17 protein-coding genes are annotated in these 20,352 nt (G+C 70.2%); 14 read left to right on the forward strand and 3 right to left on the reverse strand.

What is annotated here, in order from left to right:
* Window positions 1-37 precede the first annotated feature (37 nt).
* Window positions 38-1,516, reverse strand: coding sequence for an FGGY-family carbohydrate kinase (locus BLR46_RS04500; RefSeq protein WP_093249256.1), 1,479 nt, complete (start codon window positions 1,514-1,516; stop codon window positions 38-40).
* 150 nt (window positions 1,517-1,666) lie between these two features.
* Here BLR46_RS04500 and BLR46_RS04505 point away from each other — a divergent pair, with 150 nt between their 5' ends.
* The 11 genes from BLR46_RS04505 to BLR46_RS04555 all read left to right on the forward strand — a co-directional run bounded on the left by BLR46_RS04505 (window position 1,667) and on the right by BLR46_RS04555 (window position 15,096).
* Complete coding sequence (locus tag BLR46_RS04505) at window positions 1,667-3,184, forward strand: sugar ABC transporter ATP-binding protein (protein WP_093249258.1); 1,518 nt, start codon at window positions 1,667-1,669, stop codon at window positions 3,182-3,184.
* Window positions 3,181-4,218 carry an ABC transporter permease gene (locus BLR46_RS04510; RefSeq protein ID WP_245701487.1) on the forward strand — a complete coding sequence of 346 codons (1,038 nt, stop codon included), beginning with the start codon at window positions 3,181-3,183 and terminating at the stop codon, window positions 4,216-4,218. The genes BLR46_RS04505 and BLR46_RS04510 overlap by 4 nt, the downstream gene beginning before the upstream one ends.
* A gap of 67 nt (window positions 4,219-4,285) precedes the next feature.
* Entirely contained in the window at window positions 4,286-5,356 is a 1,071-nt protein-coding gene (locus BLR46_RS04515; RefSeq protein WP_245701488.1) for an ABC transporter substrate-binding protein, read from the forward strand.
* Between the two features lie 120 nt (window positions 5,357-5,476).
* Window positions 5,477-7,264 (forward strand): L-fucose isomerase, encoded by a 1,788-nt coding sequence (locus BLR46_RS04520; RefSeq protein ID WP_093249262.1) that lies wholly within the window; start codon window positions 5,477-5,479, stop codon window positions 7,262-7,264.
* Window positions 7,265-7,352: 88 nt separating this feature from the next.
* Window positions 7,353-8,753: a rhamnulokinase gene (locus BLR46_RS04525; RefSeq protein WP_093249263.1), complete on the forward strand. Its 1,401-nt coding sequence runs from the start codon at window positions 7,353-7,355 to the stop codon at window positions 8,751-8,753.
* Entirely contained in the window at window positions 8,743-9,738 is a 996-nt protein-coding gene (locus BLR46_RS04530; RefSeq protein ID WP_093249266.1) for a LacI family DNA-binding transcriptional regulator, read from the forward strand. Before BLR46_RS04525 ends, BLR46_RS04530 begins: the two co-directional genes overlap by 11 nt.
* A gap of 14 nt (window positions 9,739-9,752) precedes the next feature.
* Window positions 9,753-10,184 (forward strand): RbsD/FucU family protein, encoded by a 432-nt coding sequence (locus BLR46_RS04535; protein WP_093249268.1) that lies wholly within the window; start codon window positions 9,753-9,755, stop codon window positions 10,182-10,184.
* An 86-nt stretch (window positions 10,185-10,270) separates the two neighbouring features.
* Window positions 10,271-11,869 (forward strand): alcohol dehydrogenase catalytic domain-containing protein, encoded by a 1,599-nt coding sequence (locus tag BLR46_RS04540; protein ID WP_245701489.1) that lies wholly within the window; start codon window positions 10,271-10,273, stop codon window positions 11,867-11,869.
* Window positions 11,870-11,908: 39 nt separating this feature from the next.
* Entirely contained in the window at window positions 11,909-12,658 is a 750-nt protein-coding gene (locus tag BLR46_RS04545) for a DeoR/GlpR family DNA-binding transcription regulator (RefSeq protein ID WP_093249269.1), read from the forward strand.
* 9 nt (window positions 12,659-12,667) lie between these two features.
* Entirely contained in the window at window positions 12,668-14,011 is a 1,344-nt protein-coding gene (locus BLR46_RS04550; RefSeq protein WP_093249272.1) for a histidinol-phosphatase, read from the forward strand.
* A complete protein-coding gene (locus BLR46_RS04555; protein WP_093249274.1) occupies window positions 14,008-15,096 on the forward strand; it encodes an SDR family NAD(P)-dependent oxidoreductase in 1,089 nt (362 codons plus the stop codon). Before BLR46_RS04550 ends, BLR46_RS04555 begins: the two co-directional genes overlap by 4 nt.
* On the opposite strand, the gene BLR46_RS04560 is transcribed toward BLR46_RS04555, so the two are convergent.
* A complete protein-coding gene (locus BLR46_RS04560) occupies window positions 15,058-15,942 on the reverse strand; it encodes a hypothetical protein (RefSeq protein WP_093249276.1) in 885 nt (294 codons plus the stop codon). The two genes, BLR46_RS04555 and BLR46_RS04560, sit on opposite strands and share 39 nt — an antisense overlap.
* A gap of 52 nt (window positions 15,943-15,994) precedes the next feature.
* Window positions 15,995-16,669 (reverse strand): fructose-6-phosphate aldolase, encoded by a 675-nt coding sequence (locus tag BLR46_RS04565; RefSeq protein ID WP_093249277.1) that lies wholly within the window; start codon window positions 16,667-16,669, stop codon window positions 15,995-15,997.
* 169 nt (window positions 16,670-16,838) lie between these two features.
* Here BLR46_RS04565 and BLR46_RS04570 point away from each other — a divergent pair, with 169 nt between their 5' ends.
* The 3 genes from BLR46_RS04570 to lpdA are packed head-to-tail and all read left to right on the forward strand — an operon-like array spanning window position 16,839 to window position 20,350.
* A complete protein-coding gene (locus tag BLR46_RS04570; protein WP_093249279.1) occupies window positions 16,839-17,591 on the forward strand; it encodes a DeoR/GlpR family DNA-binding transcription regulator in 753 nt (250 codons plus the stop codon).
* Between the two features lie 9 nt (window positions 17,592-17,600).
* A complete protein-coding gene (locus BLR46_RS04575) occupies window positions 17,601-18,971 on the forward strand; it encodes a dihydrolipoamide acetyltransferase family protein (RefSeq protein ID WP_093249281.1) in 1,371 nt (456 codons plus the stop codon).
* Between the two features lie 11 nt (window positions 18,972-18,982).
* On the forward strand, window positions 18,983-20,350 hold the full coding sequence (lpdA, locus tag BLR46_RS04580; protein ID WP_093249283.1) for a dihydrolipoyl dehydrogenase: 1,368 nt from the start codon (window positions 18,983-18,985) through the stop codon (window positions 20,348-20,350).
* Window positions 20,351-20,352: the final 2 nt, after the last annotated feature.

A 20,352-nucleotide genomic window follows, 5' to 3' on the forward strand; every position in this document is an offset into this window, starting at 1 on the left:
TCGGTGCGAACCCTCCCACCGGAGGCGTTCGTCGTGGTCACCGGGAGAGCTGTGCCCGCGCCAGCGAGTGCTGGATGTCCTTCGTCTGGCGGTACAGGTCCAGGTAGAGCTGGTAGCCCTGCTCGTAGACGTCGTGGGCGTTCGGCTCCACCACCTCGGCGACGGGGTTCCAGTCGCCGATCCTGACCGACGGGTCCAGCAGCCGCGCCGCGAGGTACGCGTCGCCGTACGAGGCCCCGACCGCCTTCTCGGCGATCAGCTGCGTCAGGCCCGTCGCGTCCGACACGATCTGCGGCCACAGCCGGCTCTGGGTGCCGCCGCCGATGGCGAAGATCTTGTCGATGGCCACGCCCCCCTCCCGGTAGGTCTCGACGTTGTGCCGCACGCCGTAGGCGGTGGCCTCCAGCGCTGCCCGGTAGAGGTCGCCGCGCGTGTGCCCGATCGTGAGGCCGGTGATGGTGCCGCGCGCGAGCGGGTCCTGGATGGGCGTCCGCTCACCCTCGAAGTAGGGGAGCATGAGCAGGCCATTCGCCCCAGGGTTCGAGCGGCCGGCCTCGTCGACGAGCGCGCCGAAGTCGGGTGAGCCGAACAGTTCCCGGAGCCAGCCGGTGATCGCGCCCGACGTGGCCATCCCGCCCGCGACGTTCCACTGGCCCTCCACGAGCCCCGACGTCCCCCACATGGCCGGGTGCCGGACGCGGTGGTCGGTGTTGGCGACCAGGAACATGGTGGTCCCGTACATGAGCATCAGGTCGCCGGCCTCGACGGCGCCGACGCTGAGTCCCTCCGCCCACGCGTCGATGGTCCCGACGGCCACCGGTGTCCCTTCGCGGAGGCCGGTCGCCTCGGCGCCGGCGGAGTGCACGCTGCCGGCGAGGTCGCCGGCCCAGGCGAGCCGGGGGAGTTCGATGCCGGGGGCGACGACGTCGGCCCAGGCCCGGTCCCACTCCTGCGTCGCGGCGTCGTACAGCGGCGTGGACTGGCTGGCGGACTGCCGGTCGAGCACGTACTCGCCGGTCAGCCGCGCGACGATGAGGCTCGCGGGCATGTGGAACCGGCTCGACGCGCGGTACGCCTCCGGCCGGTGCTTCGCGAACCACCGGAACTTCGGACCGCCCGACTGGGTGGAGAGGTAGGAGTCGGTGCGCTCGTAGATGGCGTCAGCGCCCAGTTCCTCGTTCAGTTCCTGGATCTCGGCGGTGGCGCGCGTGTCGACGCCGTACAGCGCCGAGGGCGTGGTCGGGCGGTGGTCCGCGTCGGTGAGCTGTACGCAGGGGCCCATGCCGGAGACGCCGACGGCGGCGAACCCGTCGGGGGCGTGGGCGGAGAGCTCGCGCGCGAGGGAGGAGAACTCGTCCCACCAGATCGCGCCGTCCATCTCGACAATGCCGGGCGCCGGCCGCGCCACCTGGTGCTGTCGCACCGCCACGGCGAGCAGGCGGCCCTTCTCGTCGACCGCCACCCCCTTGGTGCTTGAGGTCCCGACGTCCACTCCGAGCATCACTGCGTTGGTCATTGCGCCATTGTGGCACCGGGCCCCGACGCGGTTGCCGGTGCCTCGGAAAAGATTGCGATTCGGTCACATTCCCGGGGGCTCTTCCCAAGGGCCTATCCGTGTTGCTAACGTTAACAACGTCATTGGTGACCGTGTCACGAAGGAGTACACGTGGCGAAGCTGCTGGAACTGAAGAACGTCTCCAAAACGTTCCCGGGCGTGAAAGCGCTGCAGAACGTCCACCTCGACCTCAATGAGGGCGAGGTGTTGGGACTGTGCGGGGAGAACGGCGCGGGCAAGTCCACGCTCATGAAGGTGCTCACTGGCATCTACACCCCTGACCCGGGGGCGGAGATCTGGCTCGACGGCAAGCAGGTCGAGGTCAAGGACGTCAACCACGCCCGCGACCTGGGGCTGTCGATCATCCACCAGGAGCTCAACCTGGTGAACGACCTCACCGTCGCCCAGAACCTCTTCCTCGGCCGACCCGGGAGCCACAAGGGCGGGTTCATCAACGACCGCGCGCTCGAGGAGCGGGCGGCCGAACTGTTCGACCGCTACGGGATGCGGATCGACCCGCGGGCGAGGATGGGCAGCCTGACCGTCGCCCGCCAGCAGATGGTCGAGATCGCCCGGGCGCTCAGCTACGACTCGCGCATCCTCGTGATGGACGAGCCGACCGCGGCCCTCACCGGGGTCGAGACGGAGCGGCTCTTCGAGCTCATCCGCGACTTCGTGTCCCCGACCACGGGGCTCATCTACATCTCCCACCGCATGCCCGAGATCGCCGAGATCACCGACCGCGTCTCCGTCCTCCGCGACGGCGAGTACGTCGGCACGGTCGTCACCGACGAGGTCGAGATGCGCGAGATCGTCTCCATGATGGTCGGCCGCGAGGTCTCGGCAGAGGCGCGGCCCCGGACGAAGCGGCTCTCCGACGAGGTGGTGCTGAAGGTCTCGAACCTCAGCTCGAAGAACCTCCTGCACGACATCAACTTCGAGGTCCGCGAAGGCGAGATCCTCGGGTTCGCGGGGCTGGTGGGCGCCGGGCGCACCGAGGTGGCGCGTTGCGTCTTCGGTGCCGACGCCCGCACGTCCGGCGACATCGAGGTGCGCGGCAAGCGCGTGCGCATCCACAACGCGGTCGACGGGGTGAACGCCGGCATCGGCTACCTGTCCGAGGACCGCAAGCAGTACGGCCTCCTCCTGGACCAGAGCATCAGCGACAACGCCGCCATGGCCACGATGGAGAAGTTCCACACCGCCGGGTACATCCACGACGACAAGATCGAGAAGATCGGCAAGGAGTACTCGAAGAAGCTGCGCGTCCGCACCCCGAGCGTCGCCCAGCTCATCCGCAAGCTCTCCGGTGGCAACCAGCAGAAGGTCGTCATCGCCAAGTGGCTGATCCGCGACTCCGACGTCCTCATCTTCGACGAGCCCACCCGCGGCATCGACGTCGGCGCCAAGGAGGAGATCTACGAGCTGCTGGACGACCTGAGCCGGCAGGGCAAGGCGATCGTCGTCATCAGTTCCGAACTGCCCGAGGTGCTGCGCGTCAGCCACCGGATCGCAGTCATGGCCAACGGCCGCATCACCGGCTTCCTCGACAACGAGGAAGCGACCCAGGCCAACATCATGGAGCTTGCCACCGTGGGCAAGCCAGTCGTGGAAGGAGCCCACTCGTGAGCACCACCGAGGAGACGAAGACGGAAGTCGAGCACGAGGCGAAGAAGGAGGGACGCTCCGGCTCCAGTTTCCAGCAGCTGCTCGTCCTCCTCGCGCTGGTGGCCATCTACGTCTTCTTCATGTTCGCCGCCCCGAACTTCGCGCAGCTGGGCATCGCGATCGACATCCTGTCGCAGTCCGCGTACATCGGCGTGATGGCGCTCGGCACCACGTTCATCATCGCCACCGGCGGCATCGACCTCTCGTCGGGCACCGGCATGTCCCTGATGGCGGTGGCGGCAGGCATCTTCCTCGCCGCACCGCCCTACTGGAACCTGCCGCTCGGTGCCGGCCTCCTGCTCGTCCTGCTGGTGGGAGCGTTGATCGGGGCCATCAACGGCGCCAACGTCGCCATCCTCGGGCTCCCGCCGTTCATCGCCACGCTGGCGATGATGATGGCGGCGCGCGGCCTGGCGCTCGTCATCTCCCAGACCCAGACGATCTCCATCGCGAACCCCGGATACAAGAACCTCGTGCAGGGCAACCTGATCCCCCGCTTCGAACTTGGCGGCAGCACCATCGCGATCCCCAACTCGGTCCTGATCTTCATCCTGCTGGCCATCGTTGCGGCGTTCCTGCTGAACAAAACCCTCCTGGGCCGTTACGCGCTGGCCATCGGCTCCAACGAGGAGGCCACCAGGCTCTCCGGCGTCAACGTCCGGTTCTGGAAGATGATGGTCTACATCGTGGGCGGCCTCTTCGTCGCCATCGGCGCGATCCTCTACTCCGGCCGGTTCGGGTTCGTCCAGCCGTCCGAGGGCGTGGGCTTCGAGCTCAACGTCATCGCCGCAGCCGTGATCGGCGGCACCTCGCTCTCCGGCGGCCGCGCCAACATCACCGGCACGGTCATCGGCGCCCTCATCATGCAGACCCTGACCAAGGGCCTCCAGATGATGGGCCTCCGTCAGGAATGGCAGCTGGTGGTCACCGGCGTCGTCGTCCTGATCGCCGTCCTTATCGACATCCAGCGTCAACGCCGCGCGAATGCGGCCTGACAGACCTCAACGAGGAAATCGGGAGAATGGGCTCCCGCTTAACGAAAGGAAACCCACCATGCGCATCATGCGTTCCGCAATCGCGCTGGCGTCGGTGCTCGCACTCGGGTTGACCGCGTGTGGCACCTCCACCGACACGTCGTCGCCCGACCCGACCACCGCGGAGGAGACGACCTCCGCTCCCGCCGAGTCCGAGTCGGCCTCGGAGGAGCCTTCGGAATCCCCGTCGGAGGGCGGCAGCGAAGGCGCCGGTGACGTGCCCCAGGGCGACGGCACCCAGACCATCTACCTGGTCTCGAAGGGCTTCCAGCACCGCTTCTGGCAGGCGGTGAGGGAGGGCGCCGAGCAGGCCGGCGAGGAGTTCAACTACAAGGTCGAATTCGTCGGCCCCCAGAACGAGACGCAGGTCACCGAGCAGCTCAACATGCTGAAGACGGCACTCGACTCCAAGCCGGCCGCCATCGGCCTCGCCGCCCTCGATTCGGGCGCCGCCTCCGACCTCCTCGACCAGATCGAGGCGGCGGGCATCCCGATCATCGCCTTCGACTCGGGTGTCGACTCCGACATCCCGCTGACGACCGTCCAGACCGACAACTACGCCGCGGCGCAGGCTGCTGCGGAGCACCTCGTCGAGCTCATCGGCGGCCAGGGCACCGTCGGCCTGATCTGCCACGACCAGACCTCGCAGACCGGCAAGCAGCGCTGCGACGGCTTCAAGGAGTACATGGCGGAGAACGCTCCCGACGTGACCGTCCTGCCCGAGCAGATCGCCGGTGAGGTCGGCCTCGCGGCCAACGCGGCCAAGTCGATGATCCAGGCCAACCCCGACATGGTGGGCCTCTACGGCTCCAACGAGGCGGCCGCCACCGGCGCCGTCCAGGGCGCCATCGAGTCCGGGAACTCCGAGCTCAAGGTCGTCGGCTTCGACTCCGGCAAGACCCAGATCGACGCGATCAAGAACGGCCAGCAGGCCGGCGCCGTCACCCAGGCCCCGATCAAGATGGGCTACGAGACCGTCGTCGCGGCCATCAAGGCCATCAACGGCCAGGAGCTGCCGGAAGTGATCGACTCGGGCTTCGCCTGGTACGACGCCTCCAACATCGACGATCCCGAGATCGCCGCCAACCTCTACGAGTGACCCACACCGCCCGTCCCGGGAGGGGGCAGGGAGCCATCCCGCCCCCTCCCGCGGACCGGCGCGGCCCGCACCGCCCGCAAGTCCATCCCAACCAGCCCCCGAACACAGAAAGAAAGCAACGTGACTGACTACCAGAGGGTCACCGATCATCCCCGGATCGGCATCCGCCCCATCATCGACGGCCGCCGCCTCGGCGTCCGCGAGTCGCTGGAAGAGCAGACCATGCGCATGGCGGAATCCGTGGCCAAGCTCTACACCGAGAACCTCCGCTACCCCGACGGCGCGCCCGTCGAGGTCGTGATCGCCGACTCGACGATCGGCCGCCTGCCCGAGGCGCAGGCCTGCGCCCGCAAGTTCCGCGAGCAGAACGTCGGCCTCGTCCTCTCCGTCACGCCCTGCTGGGCCTACGGCACGGAGACCATCGACATCGACCGCACCATCCCCCAGGCCATCTGGGGCTTCAACGGCACCGAGCGCCCCGGCGCGGTCTACCTGGCCGCCGCCCTCGCCGGTCACACCCAGCTCGGCATCCCCGCCTTCGGCATCTACGGCGAGCAGGTCCAGGACTCCGACGACGCGAGCATCCCCGACGACGTCCGCGGCCGCCTGCTCGAGTACGCCACCGCCGGCCTCGCCGTCGCCCAGCTGAAGGGCAAGTCCTACCTCTCCATCGGCGGCGTGTCCATGGGCATCGCCGGCTGCGTGGTCAAGGAGGAGTTCTGGCAGTACTACCTCGGCATGCGCAACGAGTACATCGACGAGGTCGAGCTCGAGCGTCGCATCAAGCTCGGCATCTACGACGAGGAGGAGTACGAGAAGGCCTACGCGTGGGTCCGCGAGAACCTGCAGCAGGGCGAGGACTTCAACCCCGAGGAGTTCCAGCGCTCCGGCGAGGAGCACGAGGACTGGTGGCCCTACGTCACCAAGCTGGTCCTCATCGGCCGGGACCTCATGGTGGGCAACCCGAAGCTCGCCGAGAAGGGCTTCGAGGAGGAGGCGGTGGGCCACGGTGCGCTCGCGTCCGGCTTCCAGGGACAGCGGCAGTGGACCGACTACCTGCCCAACGGCGACCTGATGGAGACCATCCTCAACACCTCCTTCGACTGGAACGGACCCCGCGCCCCGTACATCCAGGCCACCGAGAACGACAACCTCAACGCCGCCTCCATGCTGCTCAACCACCTGCTCACCAACCAGGCGCAGATCTTCTCCGACGTGCGCACCTTCTGGTCGGCCGAGGCCGTCGAGCGGGTCACCGGGTACAAGCTCGAGGGACGCGGCGAGGGCGGCTTCATCGACCTGCGCAACTCCGGCGCCACCACCCTCGACGGCACGTTCGCCGCCAAGGACGCCGACGGCAAGCCCTGCATCAAGCCGTGGTGGGAGCTCACCGAAGAGGACCAGAAGGCCATGGTGGAGGCCACCACCTTCCACCCCGCCAACACCGGCTACTTCCGGGGCGGCGGCTTCTCCACCCACTTCCGCTCCGAGGGCGACGTGCCCGTCACCATGACGCGCATCAACTGGGTCGACGGGCTCGGCCCCGTCATGCAGCTGGCCGAGGGCTACACGATCGAGCTGCCCGACGAGGTCGCCAAGACCATCGAACTGCGCACCGATCCCGGCTGGCCGAGCACCTGGTTCGTGCCGACCCTAACGGGCAAGGGCGCGTTCACCAGCGTCTACGAGGTGATGAACTCGTGGGGCGCCAACCACGGCGCCATCAGCTACGGCCACATCGGCCACCTCGTGATCACGCTCGCCTCGATGCTGCGCATCCCGGTGAACATGCACAACGTCGCCGAGGACCGGATCTTCCGCCCGAAGAACTGGAAGGCGTTCGGCACGATGGACCTGGAGAGCGCCGACTACCGCGCCTGCGCCACACTCGGCCCGCTCTACCACTGACCGACCGCTGCACGAGGGGCGGGGAGCCGCCCGGCTTCCCGCCCCTCACCCACGAACCCCCACCAACACCACAGGAGCACCGAACGCCATGACCGCCACCGCCCTCGCCGTCGACCTGGGCTCGTCGTCGGGCCGCATCGTCGCCGGCACGCTGGCCGACGGGCGCGTCGAGGAGGTGGAGGTGGCGCGGTTCGCCCACTCCGCCAAGCTCCGCGACGGCTACCTCACCTGGGACGTGGACCGGATCTGGACCTCCGTCGTCGAGGGCCTGCGCGCCGCGATCCAGAGGTTCCCGGATGCCTCCAGCGTCTCGGTCGACACCTGGGGCGTCGACTGGGTCCCGCTCGACGACGACGGGGAGCGCCTCGTGACGGCCCGGGCCTACCGAGACGAGCGCACCGTCCGCACGCACGACGCCTTCCGCGCCCGCATCCCCGACGCGGCCCTGTGGGGGGCCACCGGCATCGCGCCCGCCACCATCAACACCGCGAACCAGTTGTTCGCGTACCTGCAGGTGGAGCCGGAACTGGCGGCGCGCACGTCGCAGGTCCTCCTCCTGCCCGACTACTTCACCTACCTGCTGAGCGGCGTGAAGGGCTGGTCGCGCTCCATCGCCTCCACGGGCGCGCTGTGCCGGCCCGGCGCCATGGAGTGGGCGCCCGAGGTCTTCGAGGCGCTCGGCATCCCTCGCTCCTGGGTGGGCGAGCTCACGATGGAGCACTCGGTCGCGGGCCCCTGCACCGTCCCCGGACTCGAGCAGCTCACCGTCGTCCGGGCCGGCGCCCACGACTCCGCCTGCGCCGTCCATGCGCTGCAGCGCGACCGCGACACCGAGGGCTACTTCCTGAGCTCCGGCTCCTGGTCCGTGCTCGGCGTGATGCGGGACACCGCGCTCCTCTCCGACGAGGCCCGCGAACTCGGCATCACCAACGAGGCGCGCGCCGACGCGGGGGTGCGGCCCCTGTTCAACATCACCGGCCTCTGGATCCTCCAGGAGTGCGAGCGGCAGTGGGCCGACGAAGGGCTCGGCGCAAGCATCCCCGACCTCGTCGCCGAGGCGGCGGCCCTGCCGAGCCAGGGAACGATCATCGACGTGGACGAGCCCGGCTTCGCCCAGCCCGGGGGCATGGTGCAGCGCGTCGAGGCGGCGTGCGGCAGGGACGGGATGACGCCCGCGGAGGTGGTGCGCGTCGTGTGCGAGTCCCTCGCCGACCGCTACGCCCGCGGCATCGACGACCTGGTGCGCCTCACCGGTTCGCCCGCCCGGCAGCTCAACGTCGTCGGCGGCGGCTCGCGCAACCGCCTGCTCTGCCAGCTCACAGCGGACGCCACCGGGCTGCCGGTGGTCGCCGGCCCCGGGGAGGCGTCGGTGCTCGGATCGCTGCTCGGGCAGTTCGAGACGTTGGGGACGCTGGCCCCGGCCGAACGCAACGAGGTCATCTCCCGCACCGCCCGCACCGTCACGTACGAGGTGGGCGGTGGCCAGTAAGCGCAACCGGCTCGCGAACAGCCACGCCAGGGTCAAGCTCCACGACGTGGCGACGCTGGCGGGTGTCTCGGCCCAGACCGTGTCCCGCGTGGTGCGGAACTCGCCCGACGTGAGGGAGGAGACGCGCAAGAAGGTGCTGGAGGCAGTGGCCCTGTTGGGCTACCGTCCGAACCTCGCGGCGCGATCGCTCTCGGCCGGGCGCATCGGGGCCGTGCACGTCATCGTCGCGGCGAAGCTCTACCACGGCATGTCCGAGTCCTTCACCGCCATCGTCGAGGCGCTGGCCGCGCGCGGCCTGGCGGCCTCGACCAGCATCGGCTACGGCACCACCGACCTGCGCTCGATCGTGCCGGTCACCGCGGACGCCGTCATCGTGCTTGGCGGCATGCAGGAGACCGAGCCCTGGCTCGAGCCGATCGCGGGGCGGGTGCCCCTGGTCTACGTCGGCCGCACCACAGAACTGCCCAAGGGTGCCAGCGGCGTCATGGTCGACCAGCGGGCGGGTGCGCGCCTGGCGGTCGAGCACCTCGCGGCGCAGGGTCGCCGCAGCCTGGCCCACATCGTCGGGCCCGAGGACTGGCTCGACACCCGGCTGCGCAAGCAGGGTTTCGAGGAGGCCGCCCGCGACCTCGGGCTGCCGTACGAGTCGCACTGCGCCGGCAGCTGGGAGGGGATCGACGCCGCGCGCGTGGCCGGAGCGCTGTCGCCGGACGTCGACGGGCTCTTCACCGCCAACGACCACCTCGCGCTCGGCTTCATGAGCCACGCCCACCGCGTCGGCCGCCGCATCCCGGACGACGTGGCGGTCGTGGGTTTCGACGACACCTCCGGCTCCGACGCCTACTCGCCGCCGCTCACCACCGTCCGCCAACGCTTCCCCGAGGTGGGCCAGCTCGCCGTCGAGCGCGTCGGCGCCATGCTGCAGGGCCACCCTGCCGAACACACCGTGCTCCAGCCCGAACTGGTCGTTCGGGAGAGTGCCTGAAGAAAGGAAACCCCGTGCTCCACGGACCCATGACCCACCCGCCCCTGCTCCGTGCCCTCGCGGGTGCCGGCCACGGCGCGAAGATCCTCATCGCGGACTCGAACTACCCGCACGAGACCTACGCCAACCCCCGCTCCCGGGTGGTCTTCCTCAACCTCGCGCCGGGGCTCATCAACGCCACGGACGTCCTCGACGTGCTGAAGCGCACGATCCCGATCGAGGCCGCGAGCGTGATGACCCCAGCCCCGGACGCCGAGCAGATCGAGATCCCGATCCACGACGAGTTCCGCGCGGCCCTGCCCGACGTCCCCGTCGGCGCCATCAGCCGCTGGGACTTCTATGCCGCCGCCGGGGCGGAGGACGTGGCCGTCGTCATCGCGACCGGCGAGGCCCGAGTCTACGCCAACCTGCTCGTCACGATCGGAGTCCGGCAGCCGGGCGAATAGCAGGAGGGCCGTGCCTTCGGATTGCTTTCATTTCCCTTTCATTTGCTTACGACTTGCGCTAGAGTCGGAAGCGACGAAGGGAGACGATGGTGCAGGACATCCCCACCACGCAGCACGCGATCCAGTTCACGGGCAAGGACGAGATCCTGGTCAACAAGGCGAAGCCGGTGGATCCCGTCGGCAGCACGCAGATGCTCCTGCAGGTCGAGGCCTGCGGCATCTGCTTCTCCGACACGAAGCTGCTGCACGCCTTCGACTCGCACCCGCGCAAGACCGAGGTGGTCAAGGGCCTCGACGCCGACGCGCTGGCCGGCATCCCGTCGTACCACCCGGGCGCCGAGGCCTCGACGCCGGGGCACGAGCCCGTCGCGCGCATCGTGAGGGTCGGCGACGAGGTGCGCCACTTCAAGGTCGGTGACCGCGTCCTGGTGCAGGCCGACTGGAAGCACATCCGCACTGCGAACTCCAACGCGGCGTTCGGCTACAACTTCGACGGCGCCCTCCAGGAGTACGTCCTCGTCGACGAGCGCTGCGTCATCGCCCCCGACGGCGAGCAGTTCCTCATCCACGTGAGCGACGAGCCGTCCGCGGCCGCGGTGGGGCTCATCGAGCCGTGGGCCACCGTCGAGGGCTCCTACGCCTGGAAGGAGCGAAACCACGTCGCCGACGGGGGCCGGCTCCTCGTCGTCGGCGACGGCGACGTCGACGCCTTGCTCGCGGACCACGCCCCGGCCGACGTCGTGCGCGCCACCGATCCCTCGGAGACCGAGGGCAACTTCGACGACATCGTCTACTTCGGCCATGACGCCGCGACGATCGAGGCGCTGCTCGACCGGCTCGACCCGAAGGGCGTCCTCTGCCTCGTCCTCGGCGGCGCGACGATCGACCGCAAGGTCAGCGTCGACGTCGGCCGCATCCACTACGACTTCATCCGCATCTGCGGCACGACCGGCTCCAGCCCCCTCGAGGGCTACGCCTGGATCCCCGCCACCGGCGAGGTCCGCGACGGCGACGACATCGCGATCGTCGGCGCCGCGGGACCGATGGGCACCATGCACACGATCCGCAACGTCGTCCTGGAGCGGGAGGGCCTCAGGGTCACCGCGACGGACCTGAGCGACGAGCGGCTCGCCCACCTGCGCACCCTCGTCGACGCGCGGGCGGCCGAGCGCGGCGTGGAGGTCCGCTACGTCAACACCGGCGACGAGCAGTTACAGCCCGGCTTCACCTACATCGCCTGCATGGTCCCGGTACCGGCGTTCGTGTCGGAACTCGTGGAGCTCGCGGGGGAGGGCGCGATCTTCAACGCCTTCGCCGGCATCCCCGTCGGCAACCCGCACCCGATGGACCTGCAGCACGTCATCGAGCGCCGGGTGTTCATGTTCGGCACGTCGGGCTCCGACGTCTCGGACATGCGCACCGTCCTGCGCAAGATCGAGGACGGCATCATCGACACCCACATCTCGCTCGACGCGATCTCCGGCATCGCCGGCTTCGAGGACGCCATCGGCGCGGTCATGAACCGCACGTCTGGCGGCAAGATCATGGTGTTCCCGCAGCTGCGCGACCTGCCGTACCTGCGGCTCAGCGAACTGGCGGAGCACCTGCCGCACGTGGCAGAGAAGCTGAACGGCGGCGTCTGGACGAGGGAGGCGGAGGATGCGCTGCTGCGCGGCACCCGCTGAGCCGACGCCCGGCCCCCTGCCTGGGAGCGGGGTGGCGGCATGACGGAACGCGTCGACCGCGCCAGCGCCATCATGGGCGTCCTCTCGGACACCGGCTCGGCCTCCGTGGCGGACCTCGCCCAGGACCTCGGCGTCAGCGAGGTCACCATCCGCGGCGACCTCCGCAAACTCGAGCAGCAGGGCAAGCTCGTCCGCACCCACGGCGGGGCCCGCCCGCTCGGCCACAAGACGATCCTCCAGCGCGAGCGCATCCGGGTCGACGAGAAGCAGCGCATCGCCGCGGCCGCAGCCGCCATGCTGACCGACGACGACGCGGTGATGATCGAGGCCGGTACCACGGCCGCGCTGATCGTGGGGCACCTCACGGGCCGGCTCGGGATCCAAGTGGTGACCAACTCCGCGCTGGTCTTCGCGCACGCGCGCGCCAACCCCGCACTCAACGTAATCCTCTCCGGCGGTGTGTTCCGGCACGAGTCCGAGTCGTTCGTCGGGCCCATCGCCGAGCGCACCGTTGGTGAGTTCAACGCGCGCATCGCGTTCCTCGGCACCGACGGCTTCTCCGCGGAGCGCGGGCTGACGACGCGATTCGTCGAGGGCGCGCAGGTCTCCAACATCATGCGCGACCGCGCGGAGGAGACGTGGCTGGTGGCCGACTCGTCGAAGTTCGGCCAGGCCGGCTTCGTGAGCTTCATGCCGCTCGCCCGCATCACCGGCATCATCACCGACTCGGGACTGACCGACGAGGCCGCCGCCTCGCTGTCCGAGCACACCCAACTCCGCATCGTCTGAGAGGAACCCATGCTCTCCACCACCCTCAACGACCCGGGCGCCGCACCCGAGGACAGGCTCGCGGCACTCCGGGCGCACCTCGACGGGGCGCCCGCGATGCGCGCGTTCACGAGGGAGTCCAACAACCACATCCACACGATCTACAGCTTCAGCCCGTACACCCCGACGATGGCGTGCCTCCGCGGCCGCGAGGCGGGGCTGCAGGTGGTGGGCTCGGTGGACCACGACTCCATCGCCGCCGCCGCCGAGATGCGGGAGGCGGGTGCGATGCTGGGGATGGGCGTCGTGACCGGCTTCGAGTGCCGCGTGAAGCTGCAGAGCCTCGCGGAGGAGGAGTCCGGGCAGGCCCGGTTCGCCGACGTGAAGCTCAACAACCCGGACAGCGCCGGTGTCGCCTACGTCACCGTCCAGGGAATCCCCGCGCGGAGCCGGGCGCGCGTCGAGGAGTTCCTCGCGCCCATCCGCGCCGCCCGCCTCGAACGCACCCGGGCGATGGCCGAGGCCGCCAACGCCATCCTGGCCTCGGTCGACGCCCCCGGCTTCGACTTCGACCGCGACGTGGTGGGCATCTCCCAGTACGCCCGCGGAGGCACGGTCACCGAACGCCACCTGCTCTTTGCGATGGCGACCGCGCTCGTCGACGGCTTCGGACGCGGCCCGGCGCTCGTGGAGGGCCTCGACCGCATGGGCGCCACGACGACCGGCACGGCCCGGCAGCGGCTCGCCGACGCGGACAACCCGCACCTCGTCTATGACCTGCTCGGCGTGCTCAAGGCCGAGTACCTCGACCGCTTCTACATCCAGCCCGACCACGTCGAGCGAGGCGGCGAACTGCCCGACGCGCGCACAGTCGTCGAGTTCGCCAAGTCGGTGGGCGCCGTGCCCTGCTACGCGTACCTCGGCGACGTCACCGCCTCGCCCACGGGCGACAAGAAGGCGGAGAAGTTCGAGGACGACTACCTCGACGAGCTGGTCGGCCACCTCGCCGCGCTCGGCTTCCCCGCCATCACCTACATGCCGCCTCGCAACACCCCGGAGCAACTCGAGCGGCTGGCGCGGCTGTGCGCCGAGCACGGCCTGATGGAGGTCTCCGGCGTCGACATCAACACGCCCCGCCAGGAGTTCGGCTGCCCCGAGCTCTCGGAGCCGCGCTTCGCACACCTCAACACGTCCACCTGGGCGCTCGTCGCTCACGAGGTCCTCGCCGAGCAGCCGGGCCACGGCCTGCTCGACCCCGCGGATCCGCTCGCGGACCTGCCGCTGCGCGAGCGCGTCGAGCGCTACGGCGCACTCGGCCCCCGCCTGGTGGCGGGTGAATCCCCCGAAACGACCATGAAGGAACTGGCACGATGATGCACTCCCTGTCGCCCCGACTCCGCGGCCTCCTCATGGCGGCGCACGGCGTGCCCGTCGTGCTGCGCCCGAGCGACGAGGCACCGGACGTCACGCTCACCGCCGGGGGCGACGGCTCCCTGGAGGCGCCTGAGACGCCCATCGACCTGCCCGCGGTGATCCGTGTGGTGTCCGGCGACGAGCAGCGCACCGTCCGCGCCGAGGTGCTGCCCGGCGCCGTGCCGGTGCTGGACCCCCGTGATCGCGGGGCGGCCTCGGCGGCGAGCAGGTCGGCGGTCGTCGCCGGCCGGGTCGCGCTCGTGACCGGCGGTGCCCAGGGATTCGGCGAGGAGATCGTCCGCGCGCTGCACGCCTCCGGGGCGTGGGTGTACATCGCCGACCTCAACACCGACGGCGCCACCGCGCTCGCCGACGAGCTGGGGGAGCGCGCCACCGCGGTGGCGGTCAACGTCGCCGACGAGGACTCGGTGGCGGCGATGGCGAGGGTCGTCGTCGACACCACGGGCGGCCTCGACCTCGTGATCTCCAACGCGGGCATCGCCCGCGCCGGCTCGGTGCTGGAGCAGCCGCTGGCGGAGTTCGCGCTGTCCACCGACGTGAACTACGTCGCCTTCTTCCTGGTCACCAAGCACCTCGGGCGGATCCTGCGGGACCAGCACGCCGGCGGCCCCGGCTGGCTCACGGACATCATCCAGATCAACTCGAAGTCCGGACTCCGCGGCTCGAACCGCAACGGCGCCTACGCCGGCTCGAAGTTCGGCGGCATCGGCTTGGTCCAGAGCTTCGCCCTGGAGCTCGTCGAGCACGGGGTGAAGGTCAACGCGATATGCCCCGGCAACTTCCTCGACGGGCCGCTGTGGTCCGACCCGGTGAAGGGCCTGTTCGTGCAGTACTGGAAGTCGGGCAAGGTGCCCGGCGCGAAGAGTGTCGACGACGTGCGTCGCCACTACGAGGCGCAGGTGCCGATGCGTCGAGGCACGTTCGGCGCCGACGTGATGCGCGCGGTCTACTACCTCGTCGAGCAGGCCTACGAGACGGGCCAGGCGCTACCGGTCACCGGCGGGCAGGTCATGCTCAGCAGCTGAGCCGGGCTCCCCGTCGGACGGGATCCCCGCCTCCTCCAGCGCGGCCCACGCCTGGTCCTCGCCGTCGAACAGTTCCCGGCCGGCCAGCATGTAGGCCGACAGGTACGCCTCGCGCGCCTCGTCATCGCGTCCCTGGCACCGGAGAGCATCGCCGAGGCGCAGCCACACGTAGCCGTTGCCGGTCCCGCCGGGGGCGCGCGTCGCGATCCGGGCGGCCTGCTCGGCCTCGAGGAAGTGCGCCGACTCCAGGCAGGCGTCGCAGAGGCCGACGTAGAGGTCCAGCGACTCCTCCCACTGCGTGTACGGCTGGGGGAGCAGCGCGATCGCGGCGGCGTAGGCCGCAGCCGCAGCGCCCGGTGCGTCGCGTTCCATGAACGCATCGGCCTCGGCGGACTGGCGCGCCACCTCGGCCACGACGGCGTCGTCGAGCTCGTCCTCGATCTCGCCGACGCCCGGCTCCGGCACCCGGACGTCCCAGCCGGCGCCGGGTCCGGGTCCCGGGTGCGCAGTCGGCTCCTCCGCGCGTCGCTCGTTCAGCCTCGCCAGCAGGGAGTCGACGAGCGCCCGCGACTCGGTGGTGTGCGGGGTGTGGGCCTCGTTCAGACGGTCGATCCAGATCACTGCCTCGTCGAGCCGGCCGGTGTCGATGCACAGGCCCGCCATGTCACGGGTGATCGTCTGCCCGTAGTAGTCCCACTTGAGCTTCGGCTCCGGCAGGAGTTCCCACGCCTCGCGCCATTTCGCGCGCGCAGTGGCGTGGTCACCCGCGTCGCGGGCGTCGTGCCCCTCGTTGACCAGGTCGTCGAGCGTCGGCTCGAGTGCGCTTTCCACCGTCGGCCTCTTCATGGGCCGATCCTACGATCGACGGCGTGCCACGAGGCCGTTTCCGGCCGCAGCGTCAGTCGGGGAGACGGTCGGTGCCGTAGACCTTCTTCCAGTCCGCGGAGAACTGGTCGACGGCCGCGACGATGTCCGGGGCGCCGAGGGCCACCTCGAGCAGGCTCGGGGGCATCGTCACCGCGTGGGCGCCCGCCTCGAGGGCGTGCGACACCTGGGCGATGTTCTTGAAGCTCGCCGCCATGATCTTCGTGGACGCGTCGAAGCGGTCGATGAAGGCCGCCAGCGCGGCGATCGTGTCGCGGGTGTCGATGTCCAGGCTCTGCATCCGGTTGTAGTACGGCGCGAGGTAGTCCACGCCGGAGGCGATCGCCATGAAGCCCTGCGTCTTCGAGTAGATGGCGGTGGCGGTCACGCGCACGCCGTCGGCCTTCAGCGCGCGCATCGCACGCACCCCGTCGGCGGTCGTCGGCACCTTGACGTACACCTGGTCGTCGATGTTCGTGAGGAGGCGGCGGGCGTCGTCGAGAATGCCCTGGTAGTCGGTGGCCACCACCTGGACGTGGAGCGTCCGGTCGGGCCCGATGATCTCGCGGATGCGGCGGAAGTGGGCGTAGAACTCCACCTTGCCCTCGCGCCGCAGGATCGTGGGGTTGGTGGTGACCCCGGTGAACGGGTAGATCGGCGTGAGCCGCTCGATCGCCTTCAGGCTGGCCGTGTCGAACAGGATGTCCATTGGTTCCTCCTTCGCCCGCACCATCGTGCGCCCGAAAGAGGCGGCCGTGTGTGGGCGACGCAAAAAGACTACGCGAAACCGCAAAAAAAGTTGAGCGAAAGTCTTTCGAAAGCAGACGAAAGGTCTTAGGCTGGTGGAACCGAAGGTGGAAGCCGGTCGAGGAGGACGAGTGAACGACGAGCGTGGCGGTCGCGAGGTCGCGATCCTGACGCGCCTGTCCGACGCCGGCTCCGTGAGCGTCGCCGAGCTCGCCGAGCAGCTGGGTGTCTCCGTGGTGACCGTGCGCGCGGACCTCAAGTCGCTGGAGGAGCAGGGCATGCTCGTCCGCACCCGGGGCGGCGCGAAGCCCTTGGCCTACAAGACGATCTTCCAGAGGGAGCGCGTCAACGTCGACCAGAAGCGGCGGATCGCCACCGAGGCGGCGAAGCTCGTCGCGGACAATGACACCGTACTGATCGAGGCGGGCACGACCGCTGCCATGATCGTCCGCTTCCTGACCGGGCGACGCGGGGTCCAGATCGTCACCAACTCCACCCTCGTGTTCAACAACGCGCGCTTCAACCCCGCGCTCAACATCATCCTCACCGGCGGCGTCTTCCGCCGGGAGTCCGAGTCGCTCGTCGGCCCCACCGCCGAACGCGCGGTACGCGAGTTCAACACCCGGATCGCGTTCCTCGGCACCGACGGCTTCTCGCCGGAGCGGGGGCTCACCACCGGGTTCGTCGAGGGCGCCCAGGTGGCGGCCCTCATGCACGAGCGCGCCGAGGAGACGTGGCTCGTCGCGGATTCGAGCAAGTTCGGCCAGGCGGGATTCGTGAGCTTCCTGCCCCTGGCCGCCATCACAGGAATCATCACCGACGCAGGGTTGTCGGCCGAGGCGGTCGAGGCCCTGTCGGAACACACGCAAGTACGCGTGGTCTAGGAGGAAACAATGGCGACCGTCGTAGTGATGCCCGCGCTGGGCAACAGCGTGGAGAGCTGCCTGATCATCGGCTGGTCCGTGGCCGAGGGCGACCAGGTGCGCGAGAACGACACCCTCTGCGAGGTGGAGACCGACAAGGCCTCCATGGAGGTGCCGTCCACCGCGTCCGGCACCGTCCTGAAGCTGCTCTGGGAGGCGGGGGACGACGTACCCGTCATGCAGCCGTTGGTCGTGGTCGGCGAGCCGGGCGAGGACCCCGGCCCGGCGCTCAACGACGCCGGCTGGGACGCCTCCGGCGACGAGGTGGAGGCCGCCTCCGCGCCGGTCGCCGAGCCCGAGCCGGAGCCCGCCGCCGAGGCGCAGGCCCCGGCCGCGCGCCAGGCCGCCGACGGCGCGTCGAGCCCCCGGGCCCGCGCGCTCGCCGCGTCCGCGCACGTCGACATCCAGACCATCGCCGAGGGTTCCGGCCCGCACGGTCGCGTGATCGAGCGCGACGTGCAGGCCGCCATCGACTCGGGCCGCGCCACGGCCGCCGCCGGACGCGCCGGGGCCGTCGGAACCGACGTGGAGGGCACCGGCCTCGGCGGCCGCATCTCCAGCGCCGACCTCGCACGCCCCCAAACGGCAGCCGCCGAGGAGGCCCCGGCGCCGCAGCCCGCCGCCACCGCGGCCGCCCCGGCTGGTTCGTACACCGACACCCCGCTCAAGGGCATCCGCAAGGTCATCGCCGAGCGCATGATGGCCTCGCTCAGCTCGTCGGCGCAGGTCAGCTACACCATCACCGCGGACGCGGCCGGCCTGCTGGCGCTGCGCGCCCGGTTCAAGCAGTCGGACCCGGAGCTGGGCTTCGCCGGCATCACGGTGGGCGACCTCGTCGGCTACGCGGCCGTCAAGGCGGCCGAGCGCCACCCGTCGCACAACTCCCACCTCGTCGACGGCGTGCTCCGCACCTTCGCCGACGTGCACCTCGGCTTCGCCTGCGACACCCCGCGGGGCCTCCTCGTCCCCGTCGTCCGCGACGCCTCGTCGCTCTCGCTGAAGCGTTTCTCGGAGCGCAGCAAGGAGCTCGCCCGCCAGGCGATCGACGGCACCATCAGCCCCGACGACCTCCAGGGCGCCACGTTCACGGTCAGCAACCTCGGCAGCTTCGGCGTCGAGACGTTCACCCCGGTGCTCAACGCTCCGCAGTCGGCCATCCTGGGCGTCAGCGCGATCACGCCCCGCGCCGCGGCCGGCCCCGACGGGGAGCTCGTGCTCCAGCAGCGGATCGGCTTCTCGCTGACCGCGGACCACCGGGTGATCGACGGCGCCGACGCGGCCCGCTTCCTGCAGGACCTGGTGCGGCTCGTCGAGCACATCGAGTTCACGGTGATGGGCTAGGAGGGCGACAGGTGAGCGACTACGACGTCATCGTCCTGGGCGGCGGCCCCGGCGGCTACATCGCCGCCGAGCGCCTCGGCCACGCCGGCAAGAAGGTGCTGCTCGTCGAGGGCCAGTACCTCGGTGGCACCTGCCTCAACGTGGGCTGCATCCCCACCAAGACGCTGCTGAACGCCGCGAAGAGCTACGCCCACGCGCAGCACGGTGCCCGGATCGGGCTCACGGTGGAGGGCCTCAGCCTCGACTGGGCCAAGCTGCAGGCCTGGAAGAAGAAGGTCGTCGACACCCTCGTCGGCGGCGTCGCGCAGAGCGAGAAGAAGGCCGGCGTCGAGGTGCTGGAGGCCTACGGGCGCTTCGAGGGCCCCGGGCGCGTGAGCGCGGACGGCCGCACCTACACCGCCGAGCACGTGATCCTCGCCACCGGCTCCGTGCCGGTCATGCCGCCCATCCCCGGCGTGCGGGACAACCCCCAGGTGGTGGACTCGACGGGCTTGCTGGACATCCCCGAGCAGCCGAAGCGGCTCGTCGTCATCGGCGGCGGCGTCATCGGCATCGAGTTCGCCAGCCTCTTCGCCACGCTCGGCTCGCAGGTGAGCGTCATCGAGATGCTGCCCGAGATCGTCCCCAACATGGACACGGAACTCGCCGCCACCATGCGCCGCGCGCTGAAGGGCATCGACTTCCACCTGTCGTGCAGGGTCACGAAGGTCGACGGCGGCACCGTCCACTTCGAGACCGCCGACGGAAGCCCCGGCTCCGTCGAGGCCGACGTCGTCCTGATGGCCGTCGGCCGCAGGGCGGCTCTGGAGGGCTGGGGCGCCCAGGAGTCCGGGCTCGACATCGGCCGTGGCGGGATCGTCGTCGACGACCGGATGCGCACCAACCTGCCCGGCGTCTGGGCCGTGGGCGACGTGACCGGCCGGTCCCTGCTCGCCCACGCCGCCTACCGGATGGGTGAGGTCGCCGTCGCCAACATCCTCGACCCGCAGGCGCACCGCCGCGGCGAGGTCATGCGCTGGCACCTCGTCCCGTGGGCCGTCTACTCGCTGCCCGAGGCCGCCGGCGTCGGGCTCACAGAACAGCAGGCGCGCGCCGCCGGCCGCGACGTCGTCACCGCCACCGTGCCGGGCTACATGTCGGGCCGGTTCATCGCCGAGGAGGGGACGCAGGCCGTCGGCGCGTCGAAGATCGTCGTCGACGCGCGCACTCGCCAGGTGCTCGGCATCCACCTCCTCGCGCCCTACGCCTCCGAGGCCATCTGGGGCGCCACCGCCGTCCTCGAGACCGAACTCAGCATCGACGACCTGCGCCAGGTCGTCATCCCCCACCCCACCATCAGCGAACTCATCCGTGAGGCCGCCTGGGCCGTCAAGGCCTGAGC

It is taken from the genome of Tessaracoccus oleiagri, assembly GCF_900103275.1.
GTDB lineage: Bacteria > Actinomycetota > Actinomycetes > Propionibacteriales > Propionibacteriaceae > Arachnia > Arachnia oleiagri.

Excerpts from the sequence above, each read along its gene's own strand:
- BLR46_RS04500 (WP_093249256.1), bottom strand. The coding sequence starts at position 1,516 with ATGACCAACGCAGTGATGCTCGGAGTGGACGTCGGGACCTCAAGCACC.
- BLR46_RS04515 (WP_245701488.1), top strand. The coding sequence starts at position 4,286 with ATGCGTTCCGCAATCGCGCTGGCGTCGGTGCTCGCACTCGGGTTGACC.
- BLR46_RS04525 (WP_093249263.1), top strand. The coding sequence starts at position 7,353 with ATGACCGCCACCGCCCTCGCCGTCGACCTGGGCTCGTCGTCGGGCCGC.
- BLR46_RS04540 (WP_245701489.1), top strand. The coding sequence starts at position 10,271 with ATGGTGCAGGACATCCCCACCACGCAGCACGCGATCCAGTTCACGGGC.
- BLR46_RS04545 (WP_093249269.1), top strand. The coding sequence starts at position 11,909 with ATGACGGAACGCGTCGACCGCGCCAGCGCCATCATGGGCGTCCTCTCG.
- BLR46_RS04550 (WP_093249272.1), top strand. The coding sequence starts at position 12,668 with ATGCTCTCCACCACCCTCAACGACCCGGGCGCCGCACCCGAGGACAGG.
- BLR46_RS04555 (WP_093249274.1), top strand. The coding sequence starts at position 14,008 with ATGATGCACTCCCTGTCGCCCCGACTCCGCGGCCTCCTCATGGCGGCG.
- BLR46_RS04560 (WP_093249276.1), bottom strand. The coding sequence starts at position 15,942 with ATGAAGAGGCCGACGGTGGAAAGCGCACTCGAGCCGACGCTCGACGAC.
- BLR46_RS04565 (WP_093249277.1), bottom strand. The coding sequence starts at position 16,669 with ATGGACATCCTGTTCGACACGGCCAGCCTGAAGGCGATCGAGCGGCTC.
- BLR46_RS04575 (WP_093249281.1), top strand. The coding sequence starts at position 17,601 with ATGGCGACCGTCGTAGTGATGCCCGCGCTGGGCAACAGCGTGGAGAGC.